The following is a 17666-nucleotide window of genomic DNA, read 5'->3' as shown; positions in this document are numbered from 1 at the left end:
CCCCTATAGTTTAACCTAAAGCTTTCTTTGCGGCTTGCTCTATCTCTTCTACAGAAGGTGCCATTCCGCCGCATCTGCCATAAAAGCTCACGGGAACTTTCCTGCTGACCCCTAGTTCCACGTCCTCTACCATCTGGCCACAGCTCATCTCGACGACCAACACGTGCTTCACGCTTTCAGGAAGTTCGCTAAAAGGTTTATAAGGGAATGGATATAAGCTTTGAGGTCTTATTATTCCCGCCTTGATTCCTTGATCCCTAAGTTTCTTGACAGCGGATTTGGCGATTCTTGCAGTGGTGCCGTAAGCCGCTATTACTATTTCGGCATCATCGACATTGGCGGATTCAAATCTTACTTCCTTTTCTTCCATGAGACGATATTTCTTCTGAAGCTTTTGGTTGTGTTGCTCAAGTACTTCCGGATCCAAGGACAAGCTCTTTAATAAAGTTCGTTTGCCCCTTTGGGCCATGTATCCTACGGCCCACTCTTTAACGTCTGGAATATCGTAGCCCAATTTTACCTTCTTGAACTCAACAGCTTCCATCATTTGGCCCATAAATCCATCAGTCAGAATCATGACGGGATTTCTGTAAAATTCTGTAAGGTCGAAGGCCATCATGATAAACTCCGTGGCTTCCTGCAAAGAACCGGGAGCAAGCACTAAAAGACGATAGTCGCCATGTCCTCCACCTTTTGTGGCTTGAAAATAATCTGACTGAGCGGGCAAAATTCCCCCCAAGCCGGGGCCCCCTCTCATTACGTTGATTATTACGCATGGCAATTCCGCCGCTGCAATATAGCTAATTCCTTCACTCATGAGGGAAATACCTGGGCTTGACGAGGAGATCAACGTCCTAAAACCTGTTCCAGCCGCTCCAAAGATCATGTTAATTCCGGCCACTTCGCTCTCGGCTTGAAGGTATACCCCACCCACTTCGGGCAATCGCTTCGACATGTATTCAGGTATCTCGTTTTGTGGTGTTATTGGATATCCGAAGAAATATTTACAGCCCGCTTGTACCGCGGCTTCGGCAAAAGCTTCATTGCCTTTCATTAAAACTCGATTCGACACTTATCACACCTCCACCTAGTTAAGATTCTATGCGGTATACCTCAATTGCTACGTCAGGGCACATCATAGCGCACATCTTACAAGCTACACACCCTTCTTTGTACTGTTCCGCAGGCCTGTAGCCTTTGCTGTTAATGCGATCGGAAATCTTAAGTACCTTGTTGGGACAGGCCTCAACGCATAGTCCACAGCTTTTACACATTTCCTCCAAAACCTCAATTCGCCCTTTGGGCATTCAAACCTCACTCCTTTCCCAAGGCATTAAAATTTTTCGGGTTAAAGGCCAAACTGTGACATCTTTAACCCTATTTACAACATCATGATAGTTCGAGGTTAAGGTACTCAGATAGTATAGAGGGACATTATTTTGTATAGAGTAACTTTTTACTACCTCATACCCCGAAACTACATCTTCGCTGCTGGTTTCGCTCCCCAGATGGGGATTGCATATTATGCCATCGATAGATAACCCTGAAGTTCTTTCTATGCCGTTTTTCAACCTGGTGATATCTTCTTCTGTAGAACTCATCGGCCTAAAGGGGTTAACTACGTACAAGATAGAGTGATCCTGTTGTTCAATTTCGGGAAGAAGTTGTGTCAGCGCCAAGGCCCCCTTTTCGTCACCACCGATGTCTAGCAATACCCTGTTATCTTGCATGATTGCGTAATGCACTTCCGAACTCACTAGAGGCAGATCGCTCCATTTGGTCTCTCCAGGAGGGGTGACAACCCTGTATCCTTCTTTTTGCAGTTTTGCTGCAATTTCTCTAACGCAGAAATATGGGTTCGTAATGTCAACGTCTACTACAGTTACATCTTCATCGATTGTCTTAAATGCACTTGCGAGGTTGAGCAAAAATTCAGTTTTCCCTGAACCCAATCTTCCTGTAACAGCTATCACTTTCCCCCATTGATATTTCATCAAAGCTTTCTGTCTTATATCATCCCAAATTGTCAAGGCAACACATCTCCCTCATGTAGTCGCAACCCGTTTATGAATGATCGTCCGTCAATAGTAGCCTTTCCTTCCCATTGGACTTCCCGTAGCGATACCGCCCCCTTTCCGCAGGCGATTACCGGAAACCCCTCGTCAATTCCTAGGATTGTCCTTGGCGTGCTTAAGGTTTCTTCTTCATTGATCAATTTCGTTCTCCAAACCTTCAATCTCCTGTTGTTTACGATAGTATATGCACCTGGCTTGGGATTTAACGCCCTCACTTTGTTGTGAATCTCAGTTGCCTTTTTGTCGAAGTCAAAAAAAGCTTCCTCATTTGTAATTTTGGGTGCATATGTAGCCGTTGACTCATCTTGTTCTTTGAATTTGGCCGTTCCCGCAACGAGTAAATTCAAAGCAGTGACAAGCAAATCCACACCCGCAGAAAGGAGTTTCTTGCTCAATGTGCCAGCTGTATCGTCAATGTCAATAGGAACTTCTTCTTGTGCCAAGATAGGCCCTGCGTCCATCAGCTCTGTTAGTTTGAACACCGTTACACCCGTCACTTTTTGACCATCCATCAATGCCCTTTGTATGGGGGCGGCTCCCCTATACTTGGGCAGAAGGGAGGGATGTAAATTAATGCAGCCAAACTTGGGGATGGATAAAAAAGGTTCTTTCACCTTTTGTCCAAAGTCTATCACTATTATCACATCGAGCTTTTGGGCTACTAATTCTCCCTTGAGAGCTTCATCTAAATTGATATTTTCGCTCCTCCATAGATTTAACTTTAGCGAATTTGCTACTTCTTCGACCTTGTTAAGCCTTAACTTTAAGCCTCTTCCAGAAGGCTTTGGATTCGATGTGACCACCAAATCAGGAAAAACATCCTTTTTGGTCAATTCAAGCAAGCACTGTGCACCCCAGGAACCTGACGCCATATACCAAAACTTCAATGAGCTTCATCCTTTTTAATTCGTTTTAACCTTTTTTTGATTAAATTCCTCTTAAAGGGCGATACTAAATCAATGATGAGCTTGCCATGAAGATGATCTATTTCATGACAAAAGGCCCTTGCCAGCATGCCTGATGCTTCCACTGTGTACTTTTCTCCCTCTTCATTATAAGCCTCTATTATTACCGTCTCAGGCCTTTTGATTTCCTCGAAGACGCCGGGAAAACTCAGACATCCTTCCTCTCCCGCTTGTTCTCCCTTTTTTTCTATTATGACGGGGTTAATTAGCGTGAATTTTTTTCCTTCGTGGTCTACAACGGCTATCATAAGGTTGATTCCAACTTGTGGGGCAGCCAACCCCAATCCATCGTTTGCATACATTGTTTCAAACATATCATCTATTATTTTCTTTAGACTGTCATCAAAGACGATTACCTTTTTGTTTTTGGCACGAAGGAGTGGATCGGGATATTCCCTGATCTCCAAAATTGCCACTTTGATACCCCTTTCCCGAACAAAGAGGCGCATTTCTTAAAGCGCCTCTTTGTTACCTTTTGTACTAACTTCCTTGTTTTGATTATAGCATACACATTTTGGCGTAGAAAGGGGCTTAGGCTTTGAGCTGATCCCTTAAGACATCACCTATTGTTACCATGGCTTCCTCGGTTTCTTTGACCGAAGGATTATCTTTATTCTCCTTATTGGCTTGGTTTTGCCTTTCTTCTCTTTCTTGTTGGCGCTGTTTTTCTTCTTCCTCTTCTTCCAGTGCTCTGATGCTTAATCTTATGCGTTTTTCCTCAGGATCAACTTCCAATATTCTCGCCCTTATTTCGTCGCCCTTCTTTAAAACCTTTGATACATCATTAATATGTCGTCTGGAAATTTGGGATATGTGAACAAGCCCTTCCACACCTTTTTCAATTTCTACAAAAGCGCCGAAATCGACCACCTTTACGACTTTGACGTCAACATCCTGGCCAGGCTGGTAACGCTCCGCCACAGTGTTCCAAGGATCGTGTAATTGCTTATATCCCAAGCTCATTCTTTTTTGCTCTGTATCGATATCTAAAACTTGAACCTCGATTTCCTGACCTTTCTTTAAGATCTCGCGCGGGTGATCTATATGCCCCCAGGAAATGTCGCTTATATGAATCAAACCCTCTACACCTGGTCTGACCTCGACGAAGGCGCCGAAGTCCACGGTATTAGTGATGCGACCCACGATTTTGTCTCCCGGTTTGACTTCTTCTCCTATTACTTCCCACGGGTCTGGTTCGGTTTGTTTCATGCTTAAGGAAATCCTTTCCTGCTCAGGATCGATGCTTAAAACCTTGACTTTTACCTTGCTGCCTCTTTTAACTATATCGCGTGGCTTTATGTTTTTTCTCCAGGAAAGCTCACTAATGTGAACCAACCCCTCTACGGGACCTAAATCTACGAACGCTCCGAAGGAAGTTATGCTGGTTACTACCCCATCGAGCACATCGCCAACTTTTATGTTTTCGAAGAATTCCTTCTTCTTGCGAGCGATTTCCTCTTCCAATAGCAATCTCCTCGAAAAGATTAGTCTCCTTTTTCTGCGGTCCTTTTCCAGCAACTTTACTTCTATTTCTTGATTGATGAACTTAGAGGGGTTCACCATCCTGCCTTCTTCCGCTAAATGGGAAATTGGAATGAAACCTTCTAGTCCATGAACGTTGACGATCAAACCGCCCTTTACCTTCCGAAGGCCCAGGACCTTTATTGTCTCTTCCTGTTTCAAGGTCTTTTCCAATTCATCCCATCTCTCGTCGAAGAGCAAGCGCCATCGGCTTAGGAATACCTGGGATTCCTCACCATAGACTACCCGGGTTACTTCGGCGCGAACTTTATCGCCAACGTTTGGTTCCCTGCCATCGTCAACTAATATTCTATGTGTCCACTCGCGCTTTGGCAGAAATCCTTCGCATTTAAATCCAATGTCAACTAGCCATCCATCGTCATTACTGTCGATTATTAGGCCCTCCACTACCTTGCCTCTGTGTATGCTCTCTGGCCCGTGCTTCGTTATAAGTTCCTCCATTGTTTCTTGTGTTTCTGGGGTTTCTTGATTTTCCTGCGCGGGAGGGATCTCCCTCGTCTCAGCTTCAGCTTGCTGTTGTCCCTCTCGCTTTTCTCCCTCAACCATTACCAACCATCCTCCCTTAACTACCTACTTGATAATGAATTAATTACATCGTTTATTAGCCAATCCGGAGTCGATGCTCCGGCAGCTATGCCTATTATATGTTTATTTTCCAACCAAGATTTGTCTATTTCATCGGGTTTTGTGATCCAAAGGACATCGCTTCCCTCCCTTTTGCCTACCTCTACGAGCTTAGCCGTGTTGGTGCTGTTGCGTCCTCCGATCACAATTATTCCTTCCGTTTCAGCTGCTAATTTTCTCACTGTTTCCTGTCTGTGTAAAGTTGCCTTGCAAATTGTATTATAGGCTCTTAATTCCCGGGCCTTTCGCAAAAGAACGCTAACGACAGAAAGTAGGGTCCCTTCTTCTTGAGTTGTTTGAGAGACCACACCTATTTTATCTCTGCTGGGAAAACCTGCGATATCCCTTGAGGAGCTGACCACGCTAGCTCGACCCGATGTACACCCTTTAATACTTTGAACTTCGGGGTGTTTGGGATCTCCCACTACGATCACTTCGTAGCCTTCTTGGGATAAAAGGCGGGCTTTTTCTTGAGCGTTCTTCACGGAGGGACATGTTCCATCGATTATAGTGCATCCCTTTTCCCGGGCTTTTTCGAGAATCTCGGGGGTGGTACCATGAGCTCTTATGAAAACGACGGAAGACTCGGGTAATTCTTCTACCTCTTCAACTAACTCCAATCCCAAGGAGATTAATCTCTTTACTTCTTCCTCATTGTGGATTGGGCTACCTAGGGCGTAGACCTTGCCGTAATCTTTCAAAGCCGCTTCAAGTTTGTCTATGGCTCGCTTTACTCCAAAACAGAAACCCAATGGTTTGCCAATGACCAATCTCATATTCCCTTACTCGGCTCCCATATGCTTTAAAATTTTCTCAACGATATCATTAATTGCTATCTCTTTATTCGTTTCATCTAGATCATACCACATGACGGGCTTAAATTTTTTAAACCACGTCATTTGTCTTCTATAAAAGGCCTTTGTAGCCCTTATATAGTATGCCAAAGCTTCATCTATGCTGTAAAGTCCTCGCAGATACCTAATGACTTCTTTATATCCAAACCCCTGCATGGGGGCAAATCTTTCGTCAAAGCCATTTTTTAGGAGCCAATTTACCTCATCGATCAAACCCCTTTGAAATTGGCCTTTTGCCCTAAGTTCTATATTTTTATACGCAATTTGTCTTGACCTGATTATACCAATATAAAGGACATCGTAAGGGTTTTTGATTTTTTTGCCATGTTTATACCACCATGAAGCAGGTTTGCCGGTCGTGTAAAGTATTTCCAGGCCTCGGACTATCCTGACCAGGTCGTTAGGGTGAATCCGCGATGCTAATTCAGGATCGGACTCTTCTAATTTATGGTATAGATGCTTTTTCCCCTTGATTTCAGCCTCTTGGAGCAAACTCTTTCTTATCTCGGGATCGCTTTCGAGCGAAGCTGTAAGCATTTCGGCAAACAGCGCATTGTAGTAAAAAGGTGTTCCACCAACAAGTAACGGTCTTTTTTCTCGAACGATGATCCTTTTTATGGCGCTGTTGGCTTCTTCTACAAACCTGGCTGCCGTAAAGGTATCGTCGGGATCCGCTACATCTATGAGATGATGAATTGTGTGCAACCTTTCTTCTCTTGACACCTTATCAGTACCTATGTCCATGTATCTGTAGACCTGTCTTGAGTCGATAGAGATTACCTCTCCCTCGATTAAAGGTGCTACCTCAAGAGAGATCGCTGTCTTGCCCACGGCAGTAGGGCCTATAATGGCGGCTACGGGGATTTTACCCCTGCTTTTGATCACGTCATTTCCCCCTAAAAGGCTTTATAAGTTTTGAAATCCCACATCAAGCGATGCTTGCTCAAGTTTTAGCAGTTCTTCGGATTATCCGATAAATTTTTAAAATCAAGGTAGCTTTGAAGCAAGAGCGAAGCAGCAACCATATCTACCTTACTTCTTCTTTTTTCCCCTGACATGTTAGACTCACGCAGAAACTTTTGAGCCATTGCTGTAGTGTATCGTTCGTCCCAAAGTATGAAGGTGATATCTGGAAATATCTTCTTTAATTTTTCCACTAAAGCCACAATTTTATTTGCTTCCCTGTCTTGTTTTCCCGTAGTGCGGACTGGAAGGCCCACTACTATGGTTGAAACGTCATGCTCGTTTATAATTCGAGCCAGCTCTTCAAGCCAGTTCCCCTTGGCATCCAAAAAGCCAACCCCTTGGGCAAATATGCCTAAGGGGTCGCTTATCGCCACGCCAATACGAACGCTTCCTATGTCTAAGGCTAAAATATTTCCCAACCTTTATGCCTCCATCATCTCTTGCAGGACCCTGGGAACGGAGTTTAAAGCCTCTTCGAGCTTGCTTGCGTCTTTTCCCCCAGCCTGGGCAATGTTTGGCCTTCCTCCTCCGCCTCCGTCAACTATGGCTGCAACTTTATTTATTAATTTCCCGGCATGAATGCCTTCTTTGACAGCCTCATCGTCCGCCATAGCCACAAGCAGCACTTTTTCGTCAGAAACGCTACCTAGTACTATTAGAACTTTTTTAAAACCCTTCTTTAAATGGTCCCCGACCTCTCGCAAGGTTTCTGCATCCAAATCATCAAATTTTCCCACGAGAAGGGTTACGTCCTTCACTATCTGACGCTGGGATGTAATTTTTTCGCATTGAGATAAAGCCAACTTTAATTTTGTTCTATGTAATTCCGCCTTGATATCCTTTAGTTCTTTCAGTGTCGAGGAAAACTTTTCTTTCAAGTACTTTGTTTCGATACCAGCCGTCGCGGCTAAGTCTTCTGTCAAAAAGTGCAATTCTTGATAATGAAGGACTGCGGGCATGCCTGCCAGAGCTGTGATACGCCTAAGACCGGATCCGATGTTTTCGTCTCTCACGATTTTTATCACTCCTATATCGCCCGTGGCGTTTACGTGCAAACCTCCGCAAAGCTCAGCACAATACCCTGGAATTTGTATTACTCGAACTATTTCCTCGTATTTTTCCTCAAAAAAAGCCTTCGCACCGATCTTTTTGGCTTTATCCATCGTGGTCTCGAATACGTTTACCTTTATATTCATCTGGATAATCTCATTGGCAATGCGCTCGATTTCGACCAATTCCTCCCGAGATATGAAATCAAAGTGAGTAAAGTCGAAGCGCAAGTAATCGGGAGAAACATACGAACCGGCCTGACGCACGTGCGAACCAAGCACCCTTACAAGAGCTTCGTGTATTATGTGCGTAGAGGTATGATGACGTCTGATTGCATTTCTCCTTGAGGTGTCCACCTTTGCTTCCACTTCATCGTTGACAGCTATGTACCCAGATTTGACTATCGTCTTATGTGCTATGAGAGTATCAAGGACATAATAAGTATCAAGTACCTCCAGCTTGGCAGTAGCCGATTCTATCCATCCTTTGTCTCCCACTTGTCCGCCCTTTTCAGCGTAAAAGGGAGTTTTATCCAAGAAAAGTTCTATCTCTTCTCCTTCATGGGCTTCTGGTGTTTCTTGGGATTCCTTGAGTATCGCTACCACTTTGGCGCTTGCTTCGCTTGTCTGGTAGCCCACAAATTCTGTATAACCTAACTTAGCTGCGATCGAAGAATAGGTCTCCGTTTCTGTCGCGGAGCTAAGCTGCTTGCTTGCCGCCCTAGCTGTTTTCCTTTGGTGTTCCATGCATTTGATAAACCCTTCCCTATCAACCTTAAGTCCATGTTCCTGGCATATTTCCTCGGTAAGTTCTAAGGGAAACCCGTAAGTATCGTATAAGACGAAAGCCGTTTCTCCGGGTAGAATGACACCGCCTTCCCTTGTAATCCTAGATATCTCCTCTTCAAGCAGGGCACTTCCTTGGTCTAATGTCCGGCTAAATCTTTTCTCCTCCACGCTGATGACCGATTCTATGGTTGACCTGTATTCCACTAACTCTTTGTATGGATCCGCCATAATTTCTATCAGTTCAGGCAGTAAATCTATCAAAAAGGGCCTATCTAAGCCGAGCAATCGCCCATAGCGCGATGCTCTTCGAAGCAGTCGTCTCAATACGTAGCCCCTTCCTTCGTTAGAGGGAAGGACGCCGTCGGCAATCATAAAGGCCAGGGCCCTAATGTGGTCTACAATAACTCTCATGGCCGTATCATATTGCTTGTTTACGAGATATCTCGCGCCGGACAAGCTCGATATCTTGTTTATGAGGGGCATGAATAAATCCGTTTCGAAATCAGACCTCACACCCTGAACGATAGAGGCAAGTCGTTCCAAGCCTAACCCGGTATCAATGTTTTTCTTCGGCAACGGCGTGAGGTTGCCCTCCTCATCCCTGTTGTACTGCATAAACACCAAGTTCCATACCTCCAGGTATCTATCGCAGTCACAACCCACAAAACAATCGGGCTTTCCGCAGGAAAACGCGGGCCCTTGATCGTAAATGAGCTCGGAACAGGGACCACATGGGCCTACCGGTCCAGCAGCCCAAAAGTTGTCCTTTTCTCCCATTCGCACTATTTTATCTTCAGGAAGCCCCACAGCAGTGCGCCATATTTCAAAGGCCTCGTCGTCATCCAGATATATGGTAGCGTATAACCTTTCCGGAGAAAGACCAATTACCTCTGTCAAAAACTCCCATGCCCAGGGAATGGCCTTTTCCTTAAAGTAATCGCCAAAGCTGAAGTTCCCCAACATTTCAAAGAAGGTATGATGTCTTGAGGTTCTCCCTACGTTTTCTATGTCACTGGTGCGCAGGCACTTTTGAGAGGTCGTGGCCCTTAAAACTTCGGGTTTTTTGAGCCCCAGGAAATAGGGTTTAAAGGGAACCATGCCTGCTATGGTAAAAAGCAAGGATGGGTCGTCGGGGATTAAGCTGAAGCTGGGATACCTTTTATGTCCCTTTTGTTCGAAATAAGATAGAAAAAGTTCTCTTAATTCTTTTCCGCTTCTTTTTTTCACGGGAAATTGAGTCCTCCTTTCGAGGTGTGCAAGGCTTGAAATACAATTATAATTCATTGCAAACTAAAGGGCCATTAATTCGTCTCTCGCGTTTCTTGCCTCGTGTTGAATTTTTTCATAGTCCATAGTAGTAAATTCGCCATCTTTATATATCCATTTTCCCTTTATCATGGTCCCGCAAATGTCTCTTGAACTTCCAGAAAAAACTATGAAGCTTGCCAAGTTATCGCAGTTCCATCCAACATAACGCGGGTTGTCCAAATCTACCACGACAAAGTCCGCCTTCCAGCCTTTTTTTACGAGGCCAACTTCGGAAAAACCCAGCGCCTTATGTCCGGAGTAAGTTGCCATTTTAATCGCATCTTTTGATTTTATCAAGGTGGGATCCCTGTAATAACCCTTTTGAATCAATGAAGCCGTTCGCATTTCAAGCCAAAGGTCTAATCTGTTGTTGCTCGCTGCTCCATCGCTGCCCAAGGCTACGTTGACTCCTCTTTCAATCATCTGCGATACAGGAGCAAAACCGCTTCCAAGCTTTAAATTACTGCTTGGATTGTGAACGACCGTGACGTTGTCCCTTGCAATTTCCTGCAGTCTATTCTGGGGAAACCAAACCCCGTGAGCCAAGATGAGGTGAGAGGCGTCCGTAAGGCCCGTTTCATAAAGCAGGTCAATCGGATCTTTTTTTAATTCTTCCTTTATATATCCCACCTCCCACTCCGTCTCGAGCCAATGAGTGTGTATTCCTATGCCGAGCCCTCTGGCAGCCTCAGCAGCGCGGGAAAGCGATTTCACAGAAACGGTATAAGGGGCGTGAGGTCCAAGTTGAACCGTTATTAAGTCATCTTTACCATGCCAGCGATCGTAAAGTTTTATTCCCTCCTTTAATTTTAACGAGAAAATAGGAGGCTTGCCGATCAAGCCTTGACAAAGACCGCATCTCATCCCGGCTTCCATGGCAACATTTGCAACTTCATCCATGTGAAAATACATATCTCCAAAACATGTAATGCCTGACCTCGCCATTTCAATTACTCCAAGTTGAGTCCCAATCCTTATGTGGCGAGGTTTAAGACGCTCTTCTACTGGCCAGATGTGTTTTTCAAGCCAATCCTTCAAGGGTGTTTCTTCTCCTAACCCTCGAAGCAATGTCATAGCCGCATGTGTATGAGCGTTTGCAAAACCCGGCAGCAGAGCTTTCTTGCCTTGACATAGGTATTCTTCTTTGGCTTTTATACTTGATCTTTGTTCTCCCGAGAGTATATGAGATATGTGGCCTTGCGTTACCGCGATATCACATACTTCTGCCCTCTCACGCGATCCGTCCAACACGACGGCATCTCTGAAGATCAGATCTGTTTCTCTATCGGTCTCACGTTCAAAGTGACAACTGGTCATTCTTCCCACCTTCCCATGTACTCTTCTTGTTCCGGCGTCAACTTTTCAAGTTTAATTCCCAAGGCCTCAAGCTTCAAATGTGCAACCTTCTTGTCGATGTCCACTGGAACAGGATAAAGACCTGGTTCCAGGTCGTTTTCGTTAATGTAAAGCACCGATAACAACTGAAGCGCAAAGGACAGGTCCATTATTTCGATCGGATGTCCATCTCCGCCGGCCAAATTTACGAGTCTACCCTCGACTAAAAGGTGAAAAGACCTTCCGTCATCTGTTATGTAAGTGGTTACGCCTTGACGGGTTGGCATTTTTTTGGCAGATATTTCGCTCAAGTCTATACAGGATATTTCCACGTCGAAGTGGCCTGCGTTTGCCAAAATCACTCCATCTTTCATGACGGCGAAGTGCTCTTTTCTTATCACATGAATGTTTCCGGTGGTGGTTATAAATATGTCTCCGGTACATGCTGCCGTTGCCATGTCAGTGACGTAAAAGCCGTCCATATAGGCTTCCAAAGCTCTATGAGGATCGGATTCAACTATTGTTACGCGTGCTCCTAACCCAGAAGCTCTCGAGGCAACCCCCCTGCCACACCATCCATATCCGCATACGACGACTTCTTTTCCTGCCACGAGCATGTTTGTCAGCCTGCATACGGCGTCCCACACGGATTGGCCGGTGCCGTATCTATTGTCAAAGAGGTGTTTACTTAATGCATCGTTGACGGCGAGCATGGGAAAGGCGAGAATTCCTTCCCTTGACATGGCTTTTAATCTCTTTATGCCTGTTGTGGTTTCCTCGCATCCGCCTTTAATGTATGGTAGGAGATCGGGTCTTTGTTTATGTATGAGCGTTACGAGATCGCCACCATCATCTATCAGTATTTGCGGCGACCACGCAAGCAACGCATGTAGATTTCCATAATATTCCTCCATCGTCATGCCGTGCCAGCTGTAGACTTTTATGCCGTTTGCCACTAAGGCGGCGCACACGTCATCTTGAGTGGATAAGGGGTTGCTTCCAGCAGCCACTACGTCTGCGCCTAAAGCCCTCAGGGCCCTTAGTAGACATGCGGTCTTAGCCTCGAGATGTAGGCAGGCAGCAACTCTTATGCCGTTTAACGGGCGTTCTTTTTTATATTTTTCCTGAAGGAGCTTTAATACAGGCATGAAATTCCACGCCCAGGCAATTTTTATTTTGCCCTGATCCGCCAAAGCAGGATTAGCTATACGATATTCTTCCATGTCTTAACCCTCCCTGTTTTAGTTCATTATAACTTGGCTTTTATTCAAAGCCAGCTCGTTGGATATCTTTAAAATTTACTGACGCTACCATTGCTTTGGCAATTGACTCCTCGTAAGGTTTTTTTAAAATGCCTACTTCGGTGATTATTCCGGAAATCAAGCCGTTAGGTGTTACATCGAAAGCAGGATTCCAAACCGAAATGTCATCGGGAAAAATCTTGATGCCACCAAAGGTGCGTACCTCATCCGGATTTCTTTCTTCTATGGGGATGGCCTCTCCATCTGTTAAATCAATATCGATTGTACTTCTTGGAGCTGCCACGTAAAGGGGAATGTCGTGATATTTGCATAGCACGGCTAGATTATAAGTCCCAATTTTGTTTGCCGTATCGCCGTTTAAGGCTATTCTATCCGCTCCTACGATCACCAAGTCAACTGCGCCTTTTTTCATCAAAAAGGCGGCCATATCATCACATATGACGATAACTTCCAGCCCTTCTATCCACAGCTCCCAGGAAGATAACCTGGCTCCCTGAAGAAGGGGCCGAGTTTCATCGCAGTAAACTTGAATCTCCTTTCCCATTTTTTGGGCTATTTTTAATATTCCCAAGGCGGTGCCTATGCCACCGGTTGCCAATCCCCCTGCGTTGCAGTGAGTCAATACGCGACAATTTTGAGACAATATCGATTGACCATAAAAGGCAATTAATTTTTCTATCTGTCTTTCTTCTTCGTGGATGCCTTGGGCTGTTATTAAAAGTTTATCCTTGAGCAGTTTCTTGGGAACGTGAGCATCCCAGTCATCTTCCGTCGTTTCGTCTAGAAAGCTTGACACCGCGTTTTCCATTTTTTTTAGGGCCCAAAAGAGGTTTACCGCCGTGGGGCGTGTTCTTGAAAGACGTTCGATTCCTCTTTGAATCTCTTGTGGTCCACCCTCGCTTGCTAAAACTACGCCATAAGCGGCGGCAATGCCTATTGCTGGAGCTCCCCTTACAATCATCTTTTCAATGGCCTTGGCGACGTCGGTGCAGTTTGCGCATTTTACATATGTAATTTCAAAAGGTATTTTTCTTTGGTCCAATAAATATAAAAAACCATCATCCCATTTTATCGGATCAGGCATGGACGCGGACATGGGCAACTGTGGTCACTCCTTAGTTTTCTATTTATTTCCCTTTGGGATGCAAGGATTTTACCTCGGTTTTAACTCTTCCATCTATCATGCATAGGAAAACTTTATCGCCAACCTCGACTTGATGTATAGAAGTTATGGGCTTTTCCTCTTCGGATAGGCAGGTTATCCATCCTCTGGATAGTGACTTAAGGGGAGACAAAGCGTCTAGGGAAGCGGCTGCGTGGGTCAGCCTTTCTTTCATGTTGGCTATTATTTTGCTTGTGCTTTGGGAAAGGGACTGTGCTTTTTGGGCTACTTCCAAGCTTGCCGGATAAAGGTAAAGGTTTTTTATCGTATTTTGCAATCTAGTTAATTGCCTTTCGCACAAATTAAATTCCCTTTGACATCGATGCGCTGCAAGAGAGACAAGTCTTGCCTTCATGTGGTAAGTTTGTTTGTAAATTTCATTGCGATCAGGGAAAACTATTTCTGCAGCTGCCGAGGGAGTAGGAGCACGAAGGTCAGCGGCAAGATCGGACAAAGTCCAGTCTATCTCATGTCCTACTCCAGTTACAACTGGAAAGGGACAGGCCCTGATGCTCCGCACGACCCTCTCATCGTCGAAGGGAGCCAAATCGTCACGGCTTCCCCCTCCTCGCACTAAAAGTACGGCATCGAGTTCTTTGGTGGCGCTTAATTGCATGGCCCTTACTATATCTTGGGGAGCTTCTATTCCCTGAACCAAAGCGGGAAAAATGTATATTACACATTGCGGAAATCGCTTTTTAGCGACTCTAATGACGTCTTTCACGGCAGCGCCAGTTTGTGATGTTACAACTCCCACTTTGTTTGGGTAGGGAGGAAGTTTTCTTTTGATCCTGGGGTCAAAGAGCCCCTCTTTCTCGAGCCTCTTTTTGAGCTCTTCCTTTGCCCTCATCTGGGCACCCTTGCCCAGTGGCAATATATTTCGTGCATACAATTGATAGGTTCCCTGAGGCGGGTAAATGCCAATGTATCCTTGAACTATCACTTCGTCTCCGGTTTGGGGCCAAAGAGGAACGTAGTTGGCATTGCTTTTAAACATGACACAAGACAATCGGGCCTGTTTGCTGCCAATCGAGAAATAAACGTGGCCACTGTTATGGCGCTTAATTTCTATGATCTCTCCCTTTACGGCGATGTTCCTGAGTAAGGGATTGTTTTCGATTAAATCTTTAAGGTAAAATGTAAGCTCGTCAACGGAAATAACTTGAGAGTTCTTTGCCAGATCGTTAAGCAGAGGCATTTCCCTTGGCACCTTTATCCTCTCCTTCGGCAAGAGATCTTACGATCTTCCCTAATACTCCGTTGACAAATCTACCGGAATTTTCTGTTCCGAAACGTTTGGCCAATTCTATTGCCTCGGAAATTGCTACCGGTATGGGCACTACTTTGCTGAAAAGGCCCTCATAAAGGGCGAGTCTAATTGCTTCAAGGTCAACGGTTACCATGCGTTCTGGCCGCCAACCCGTGATGTGCATCCTTATGAGGTTGTCAATTTCCACTCTTTTCCCCCAAATTCCTTTGACGAGCCAAGTTGCATATCTTAAGACTTCGTCTGATTCCCCCTCGCACGGGAAAAGGGCGATAGCCTCATCGGGGGTTTGATCGCTTCTCATATCAAGGGCATATAATAACTGTAAGGCTATTTCTCTTGCCCTCCGTCGCTGTTGTTGAAGCAAAGACAAATCACCCTGCCTCCTGTCTAATGCCTTCTATCCATAAAGTGTGATATAAGATTGCTTAACTTACCACTTATGATTGCCTCGGCAACTACCCATCCTATCAGGCCAAATAATACGCAAAGGCCCAAGCCCTTTATGCCAAGTTGCGATATTCCTACTACTATTGAGACGATTATTGCCCAAAATATAGGACGTTTTCTAAGTTTATCAATCAAACTCAAAAGATCAATGTCCTCTCCCTTGGCAGCCCAAGATACTTGTACTTTTAGGCCCAAAGGAGCGAAAAGGTGATCCAGCTTTACTTTTAATTGCTCTTCAGCTTTCAAATCTTTATCGGGCGGAGCAGCAATGACAAGACTTGCCACGCCCTCTTCTCCGAGCAATGTTGCATCTATCGCCCGATATCCGTCGGGCATGTTCATGTTTGCCAAGGATGTGATGGCATCTTTGCAAAGCCAAAGATCGCCCAGATTGCTCTTGTGCCAATGATATTCCATAGCTTATGTAACTCCTTTAAAGTGCCTTGGTGTGTGCATGATTTTTTATGATTATTAAGGCATAACCGTATCTTGATCTTGGGGTTTGTTTTCAGTGAAATGGATGCCTTGAACATGGACGTTCACGGCTTTGACAATGTAACCTGTATAATTTTCGATTTGATTTTTGATGGCTTCTTGCACATCCCAAGCAACATCCGGAATTCTGAGACCGTACTTCACGGAAATATAGGTATCTACAATTACCTCGTTGGGGAATCCCTCTTCTATCGTGATTTTAACGCCGCTGACTGGTCTCCGCCCCAAGCGCAAATTGGCGACCAGGCCTGAGCTTGCTGGCAACACGCCCGGCACGCTTTTTAAAGCTTCGATAGCCATTTGTGATATGACTTCCTCGGCTATTTTTACTTCGCCCTCAGGTTGGCCTTCTTTTAAATCAATCTTTTCTTCGCTCGCCTTTGCTTCAACTTCTTGTTGGCTGCTTTGTTCGTCAGCTGTTTGCGAATCATTCAAATATTTTTCTCTTTCTTCGTCCATATCTATCCCTCCATATTTGACTTCTTTTGGTCCACTAGTCGGCCACAATTGGGACATATCAAAAACTCTTCTTTTTCAAGGAGGTCCGGATTAAACATAAATTCATGTTCACATTCGGAGCAAATTGCCGACTCGTAATGGTCGATCAATGCCTCTTTGATATTAAAATCGTCTTCATAATATTCGCATAGATCCTCGAAGGCCTCTTTAAGGTTGTCAAAATCTGAACAAATTTTAACGCAAAGGGAAGTAAGTTTCTCAAGCTTCTTACTTTCCCCTTCAATTTTAGCACGTAAGGTTTTGATTTCACACAACAGTGCATCTAGCACCTTTATCCAGGTCTCTCTTGCTTTAGAGCAAGCATCGGAGGAAGATGTCTCAAGCAGTAGTTCTCGAAGTTCTTCCACGCTTTCTTCCAAGCTCAAGGTTTATTCCTCCTTAGATTTATCCCTTTCAAGATATTCTCCCGTCCGAGTATCTACTAGCACAGAGTCTCCTACTTCTATGAACATGGGAACGGTTATGGTCAATCCTGTCTCGAGTGTAGCTGGTTTGTCACCTCCAGATACTGTATCCCCTTTATAGCCTGGAGGAGTATCAACTACCTTTAGCGAAACCGTATTGGGTAAATCTACTCCTACGACCCTTCCTTCGTATAGCTTCAAGACCACTTCTAAGTTATCGCTCAAGTATGCAGCTTTTTCACCAAGAACTGAATCATGAATATATATCTGGTCGTAATTTTCCAGGTCCATAAAGACGTAATTGTCCCCTTCTCTGTAGATATACTGTGCCTTCCTCTCGTCAAAGATCACCCTCTCAAATCTTTCCCCTGACCTAAAAGACGTCTCAATGATAGCCCCTGAGGAAATATTGCGGAGCTTTGTCCTCACGATCGCTCCGCCACGACCCATTTTATGATGTTGGCAATCGATGATCTCCCATATACCGTCCTCCCACTTTATCATCATGCCTTGTCTGAAACTGCTCGTGTCCACTATTTGAGCCATATAATATCCTCCTAATTCATGATTTTATTAAATTTATCTTATACTTGCTTGGCC

General features: G+C 44.7%; 19 protein-coding genes. All 19 read right to left on the bottom strand.

Annotated elements, in window-relative coordinates; all coding sequences use genetic code 11:
* Positions 1-10: 10 nt before the first annotated feature.
* Entirely contained in the window at positions 11-1072 is a 1062-nt protein-coding gene (gene vorB, locus Q7P41_RS11255) for a 3-methyl-2-oxobutanoate dehydrogenase subunit VorB (RefSeq protein WP_303884326.1), read from the bottom strand.
* 19 nt (positions 1073-1091) lie between these two features.
* Positions 1092-1307, bottom strand: coding sequence for a ferredoxin family protein (locus Q7P41_RS11250; protein WP_303884325.1), 216 nt, complete (start codon positions 1305-1307; stop codon positions 1092-1094).
* Positions 1308-2030, bottom strand: coding sequence for a hypothetical protein (locus Q7P41_RS11245; protein ID WP_303884324.1), 723 nt, complete (start codon positions 2028-2030; stop codon positions 1308-1310).
* Positions 2027-2962 (bottom strand): methionyl-tRNA formyltransferase, encoded by a 936-nt coding sequence (gene fmt / locus Q7P41_RS11240; RefSeq protein ID WP_303884323.1) that lies wholly within the window; start codon positions 2960-2962, stop codon positions 2027-2029. The genes Q7P41_RS11245 and fmt overlap by 4 nt, the downstream gene beginning before the upstream one ends.
* Positions 2959-3489, bottom strand: a complete 531-nt coding sequence (gene def / locus Q7P41_RS11235; RefSeq protein ID WP_303884322.1) for a peptide deformylase — start codon at positions 3487-3489, stop codon at positions 2959-2961. The genes fmt and def overlap by 4 nt, the downstream gene beginning before the upstream one ends.
* Before the next feature lie 82 nt (positions 3490-3571).
* Complete coding sequence (rpsA, locus tag Q7P41_RS11230) at positions 3572-5128, bottom strand: 30S ribosomal protein S1 (RefSeq protein WP_303884321.1); 1557 nt, start codon at positions 5126-5128, stop codon at positions 3572-3574.
* 20 nt (positions 5129-5148) lie between these two features.
* Positions 5149-5982, bottom strand: coding sequence for a 4-hydroxy-3-methylbut-2-enyl diphosphate reductase (ispH, locus tag Q7P41_RS11225; protein ID WP_303884320.1), 834 nt, complete (start codon positions 5980-5982; stop codon positions 5149-5151).
* Between the two features lie 6 nt (positions 5983-5988).
* Positions 5989-6945: a tRNA (adenosine(37)-N6)-dimethylallyltransferase MiaA gene (gene miaA / locus Q7P41_RS11220; protein WP_303884319.1), complete on the bottom strand. Its 957-nt coding sequence runs from the start codon at positions 6943-6945 to the stop codon at positions 5989-5991.
* Positions 6946-7010: 65 nt separating this feature from the next.
* Positions 7011-7445: a Holliday junction resolvase RuvX gene (ruvX, locus tag Q7P41_RS11215; RefSeq protein ID WP_303884318.1), complete on the bottom strand. Its 435-nt coding sequence runs from the start codon at positions 7443-7445 to the stop codon at positions 7011-7013.
* A 3-nt stretch (positions 7446-7448) separates the two neighbouring features.
* A complete protein-coding gene (gene alaS, locus Q7P41_RS11210) occupies positions 7449-10091 on the bottom strand; it encodes an alanine--tRNA ligase (protein ID WP_303884317.1) in 2643 nt (880 codons plus the stop codon).
* A 63-nt stretch (positions 10092-10154) separates the two neighbouring features.
* Positions 10155-11489 carry an amidohydrolase gene (locus tag Q7P41_RS11205; RefSeq protein ID WP_303884316.1) on the bottom strand — a complete coding sequence of 445 codons (1335 nt, stop codon included), beginning with the start codon at positions 11487-11489 and terminating at the stop codon, positions 10155-10157.
* Complete coding sequence (locus tag Q7P41_RS11200; RefSeq protein WP_303884315.1) at positions 11486-12730, bottom strand: adenosylhomocysteinase; 1245 nt, start codon at positions 12728-12730, stop codon at positions 11486-11488. Before Q7P41_RS11200 ends, Q7P41_RS11205 begins: the two co-directional genes overlap by 4 nt.
* Positions 12731-12770: 40 nt before the next feature.
* Positions 12771-13865, bottom strand: coding sequence for an S-methyl-5-thioribose-1-phosphate isomerase (gene mtnA, locus Q7P41_RS11195; RefSeq protein ID WP_303884314.1), 1095 nt, complete (start codon positions 13863-13865; stop codon positions 12771-12773).
* 31 nt (positions 13866-13896) lie between these two features.
* On the bottom strand, positions 13897-15141 hold the full coding sequence (gene xseA, locus Q7P41_RS11190) for an exodeoxyribonuclease VII large subunit (protein WP_303884313.1): 1245 nt from the start codon (positions 15139-15141) through the stop codon (positions 13897-13899).
* Positions 15116-15571: a transcription antitermination factor NusB gene (gene nusB / locus Q7P41_RS11185; protein ID WP_303884312.1), complete on the bottom strand. Its 456-nt coding sequence runs from the start codon at positions 15569-15571 to the stop codon at positions 15116-15118. Before nusB ends, xseA begins: the two co-directional genes overlap by 26 nt.
* Positions 15572-15588: 17 nt before the next feature.
* Positions 15589-16065: a hypothetical protein gene (locus Q7P41_RS11180; RefSeq protein WP_303884310.1), complete on the bottom strand. Its 477-nt coding sequence runs from the start codon at positions 16063-16065 to the stop codon at positions 15589-15591.
* A gap of 54 nt (positions 16066-16119) precedes the next feature.
* On the bottom strand, positions 16120-16602 hold the full coding sequence (locus Q7P41_RS11175) for an Asp23/Gls24 family envelope stress response protein (RefSeq protein WP_303884309.1): 483 nt from the start codon (positions 16600-16602) through the stop codon (positions 16120-16122).
* Between the two features lie 2 nt (positions 16603-16604).
* Entirely contained in the window at positions 16605-17027 is a 423-nt protein-coding gene (locus Q7P41_RS11170; RefSeq protein ID WP_303884308.1) for a hypothetical protein, read from the bottom strand.
* A gap of 3 nt (positions 17028-17030) precedes the next feature.
* Entirely contained in the window at positions 17031-17612 is a 582-nt protein-coding gene (efp, locus tag Q7P41_RS11165; protein WP_303884306.1) for an elongation factor P, read from the bottom strand.
* Positions 17613-17666 lie beyond the last annotated feature (54 nt).

This window comes from Acetomicrobium mobile, assembly GCF_937920065.1.
This window is presented reverse-complemented; position numbering and strand designations above follow the sequence as displayed.

Excerpts from the sequence above, each read along its gene's own strand:
- def (WP_303884322.1), bottom strand. The coding sequence starts at position 3,489 with ATGCGCCTCTTTGTTCGGGAAAGGGGTATCAAAGTGGCAATTTTGGAG.
- ispH (WP_303884320.1), bottom strand. The coding sequence starts at position 5,982 with ATGAGATTGGTCATTGGCAAACCATTGGGTTTCTGTTTTGGAGTAAAG.
- Q7P41_RS11205 (WP_303884316.1), bottom strand. The coding sequence starts at position 11,489 with ATGACCAGTTGTCACTTTGAACGTGAGACCGATAGAGAAACAGATCTG.
- Q7P41_RS11180 (WP_303884310.1), bottom strand. The coding sequence starts at position 16,065 with ATGGAATATCATTGGCACAAGAGCAATCTGGGCGATCTTTGGCTTTGC.
- rpsA (WP_303884321.1), bottom strand. The coding sequence starts at position 5,128 with ATGGTTGAGGGAGAAAAGCGAGAGGGACAACAGCAAGCTGAAGCTGAG.
- Q7P41_RS11175 (WP_303884309.1), bottom strand. The coding sequence starts at position 16,602 with ATGGACGAAGAAAGAGAAAAATATTTGAATGATTCGCAAACAGCTGAC.
- mtnA (WP_303884314.1), bottom strand. The coding sequence starts at position 13,865 with ATGTCCGCGTCCATGCCTGATCCGATAAAATGGGATGATGGTTTTTTA.
- efp (WP_303884306.1), bottom strand. The coding sequence starts at position 17,612 with ATGGCTCAAATAGTGGACACGAGCAGTTTCAGACAAGGCATGATGATA.
- Q7P41_RS11250 (WP_303884325.1), bottom strand. The coding sequence starts at position 1,307 with ATGCCCAAAGGGCGAATTGAGGTTTTGGAGGAAATGTGTAAAAGCTGT.
- Q7P41_RS11200 (WP_303884315.1), bottom strand. The coding sequence starts at position 12,730 with ATGGAAGAATATCGTATAGCTAATCCTGCTTTGGCGGATCAGGGCAAA.